Raw genomic sequence first — 3,056 nt, forward strand, 5'->3', positions numbered from 1 at the left:
GGGACCAAGCTCCCTCGCCACAGACCGCTGAAAAAAGTTGTGTAGATACTTATGCCCCGATAGCAGTGTGTCAGCCACTGAATAAGGTGACTGACACACCACCATCGGGGGCAAGTCGAATCGTCGCACCCACCAGCATCGGGAAGCGATGAAAAATCTATTGAATGCTTGATGGATTGTGCCCAGAGCCCTCAAGGCCGCTGCGGTTTCACCGAGGTCCCGAAGGTATTGCCCATGCGCACACTGGTCGCCGCAGGGGTAGACAGCCCCACCTGGTTCGGTGGCCGCTTCTGTACCGGGATATTCTGCGCTTCGCGATTTTTTTGTGCGGCCTTGGCCGCGTTCGGTGCATTCCCCATCTGCTGGCCAAGGCAGCCGTAGTTGGGCGCCTTATACCCATCCACCGTGACTTCCGTGCAGCCATTGGCCGCGGTTTCTGCGTGGGCGAGCAGGGGCATTGCGATACACAGCAACAGGCTGGCGAGGGTTGGAAACAGCTTCATCGGAGCCTCCTGATGGGCCCGAGAGAATGGGCCGGCATGGCGTGAAAGTGTAGTGCAGCGGGCCTCTCGTCACCGTGATGTTTTTTTTGCTATCACCGTAACATCAGGTTCATAAACTGGCCTCAGGATGACGGTTTTCAAGGACACGTCGGCCGTGCAGCAATGCAACGCGGGGGGTGAACAGGGGACTTGGCGGCGCGCCGTATGCGCCCTGGTCTTGCTGTTGCTGCTGACGGGCACGCCGCCCGCCAAGGCAGAGCCCCCGTTGCTGAGCCTGGACCTGCCGGCACAAGACCTGGAACACGCACTGCAAGCGTACAGCCGTGCCACCGGCATGGCGGTGCTGGTCGACCGCGAACTGACGCTGGGCCGGCGCTCCATCAGTGTGCGCGGACGCTTCACGGCACAGGAGGCTCTGGCGATGTTGCTGACAGGGAGTGGCCTGATGGCACGTTATGCACGCAGCGATGCGTTTACCCTGCAACTGCCCGAGGTCAGCCAGCCGCCTGCAACCCGTGGTACGGCGGCACGCAATGCCGCGCGGATCAACAACAGCTACGCCACGGCCTTGCAGCAGGCCATCGAGACCAGCCTGTGCCGCTCGCCGCTGACCCGGCCCGGCAGTTTTCGGGCACTGGTGCAGGTGTGGGTCAACCCGCAAGGGCTGATCGAGCACAGTCGGTTGGTCAGTTCCACCGGCGATGAACAACGCGATGAAGCACTGGTACGCAGCCTGGCAACCGCGCGGGTCGAACGCCCGGCACCGAGTTCCCTGCGCCAACCGGTGACTTTACTTTTGATGCCTGACACAACAGGAACGCGCATGGAATGCACAGCAGCAAACGGAGCCTGGGGCGGATGAAAAATACCGGGCAGAGCACAATGGTCAGCTTGTTCCTGGCGTCCTACGAGGACTTCAAGGTGCGGTTGCGCAAGCGCCTGGGCTCGGAGGACCTGGCCAACGACGTGCTGCACGAAACCTACCTGCGGGTCGACCGCATGGACATGCCGCCAAACCTTCAGCAGCCCAATGCCTACCTGTACCGCATGGCCTTGAACATCGCCGCCGACCGCCGCCAGGCCGACGCGCGCCTGCTGACCGGCAGCGAGGTGGAAGAGCTGCTGCAAAGCGCCGACGAAGTCCTGGACCCGTCGCGGGTGGTGGGTGGCCAGAAAGAAATCCAATCGCTGGTCAAGGCCCTCTACGAACTGCCGGCACGCCGACGCAAGATCCTCATCGCCGCGCGCCTGGAAGAGGCGCCGCACCTGGAAATCTCCCAGCGTTTCGGCATTTCCACACGCATGGTCGAGAAAGAAATCAAGGCTGCCCTGGGCTACTGTGCCCAGCGCCTGGAAAGAAAAGTGATTCAGCGGTTCGGTCCCGGGGCCGGGAAACCGTCTTAGTAGTGAGTCCCTGATAAATCCGTGAGTATTTGCGCGCTTGAATATTTTTAGCTTCTCCACCGCCCGGGAAACACCCGCCAGCCCACTGCACGACGAAGCCCGCGACTGGCTGGTCCTGTTGACCTCGGGCCGCGCTACCGTGGCCGATGCCAAGGCCCTGAAAGCGTGGTGCGCCCAAAGCCCGGAACATGCCCAGGCGTTCGAACAGGCCAAGACGCTGTGGCAGCGTTTGGGCGCAGCGGCCGAACAGGCCGAGCGCCCGCGTCATTTTGGCCGGCGTGCCTTCCTCGGCGGCGCGATTGCAGCGTCGGCGGCGGTGGTGATGGTCAACGTCGGTGTGCCGGGCGGGTTTGCCGGGTTGACCGCCGACTACCGAACCGAAGTCGGCGAACAGCGCCAGGTGTTATTGAGCGAGGGTGTGAGCCTGGAGCTCAATACACAGACGCGCATCAGCCGGGTGGGGCAGGGGATCGAACTGCTCGAAGGCGAAGTCGAAGTCCTCGCCGACGTGGCACAGCCGCTCAAGGTCCAGGCGGGCCAGGGCTGGCTGAGCGCGGCCCAGGCGCGGTTCAACGTGCGGCATACCGATCGCAACGTCTGCGTGACCTGTATCGAGGGGTGGCTGTCGGTGGACGTCGCCGGGCGCAATGTACGCCTGGAGAGTGGCCGGCAACTGACCTACGGCGCGGCGGGCATGGGTGAAGTGACGAGCGTCGATGCCCACGCGGTAGTGGCCTGGCGTGAGCAGGTACTGGTGTTCAACAACGCAACGTTGGCGACGGTGGTGGATGAGATCAACCGATATCGACCGGGGATGTTGGTGTTGCTGAACAAGGAACTGGGCAAGCGGCGAGTGCAGGCGCGGTTCAGCTTGCAGCAGTTGGCGGGGGTGGCGCTGTTGATTCGGGATGCTTATGGGGCCAGGTGTACGGAGTTGCCTGGGGGGGTGGTGTTGTTGAGTTAGTCTGTGTCCGTTCATGTGGTAACGGTTTTTTGATTGTGTACATATCCATTCCTGCGGTAACGGCGGCTGGCGGTTCCGCCCTTACGGCGGGTCACTTTTGGAAAGGCCCAAAAGTAACCAAAAGGCCTTCGCCGGTATGACTCACCCACATGGGTTACAAATCAGTTCACGCACATAGGTAACAG

Annotated in this window: 4 protein-coding genes; 3 read left to right on the top strand and 1 reads right to left on the bottom strand. The window is 62.2% G+C overall.

All coding sequences use genetic code 11. From position 1 onward, the window contains the following. Positions 1–191: 191 nt before the first annotated feature. Positions 192–503 carry a hypothetical protein gene (locus tag ACODSV_RS36090; protein ID WP_150055923.1) on the bottom strand — a complete coding sequence of 104 codons (312 nt, stop codon included), beginning with the start codon at positions 501–503 and terminating at the stop codon, positions 192–194. 217 nt (positions 504–720) lie between these two features. Between ACODSV_RS36090 and ACODSV_RS36095 the strand changes: the two genes are divergently transcribed. Genes ACODSV_RS36095 through ACODSV_RS36105 form a run of 3 tightly spaced genes read left to right on the top strand, consistent with a single transcriptional unit; the run spans position 721 to position 2,871 of the window. Further along, a complete protein-coding gene (locus ACODSV_RS36095) occupies positions 721–1,365 on the top strand; it encodes a secretin and TonB N-terminal domain-containing protein (RefSeq protein ID WP_041161160.1) in 645 nt (214 codons plus the stop codon). Further along, positions 1,362–1,907, top strand: coding sequence for an RNA polymerase sigma factor (locus tag ACODSV_RS36100; RefSeq protein WP_024074802.1), 546 nt, complete (start codon positions 1,362–1,364; stop codon positions 1,905–1,907). The genes ACODSV_RS36095 and ACODSV_RS36100 overlap by 4 nt, the downstream gene beginning before the upstream one ends. 37 nt (positions 1,908–1,944) lie before the next feature. Next, entirely contained in the window at positions 1,945–2,871 is a 927-nt protein-coding gene (locus ACODSV_RS36105) for a FecR family protein (RefSeq protein WP_024074803.1), read from the top strand. Positions 2,872–3,056 lie beyond the last annotated feature (185 nt).

The organism is Pseudomonas sp. FG86 (genome assembly GCF_057808775.1).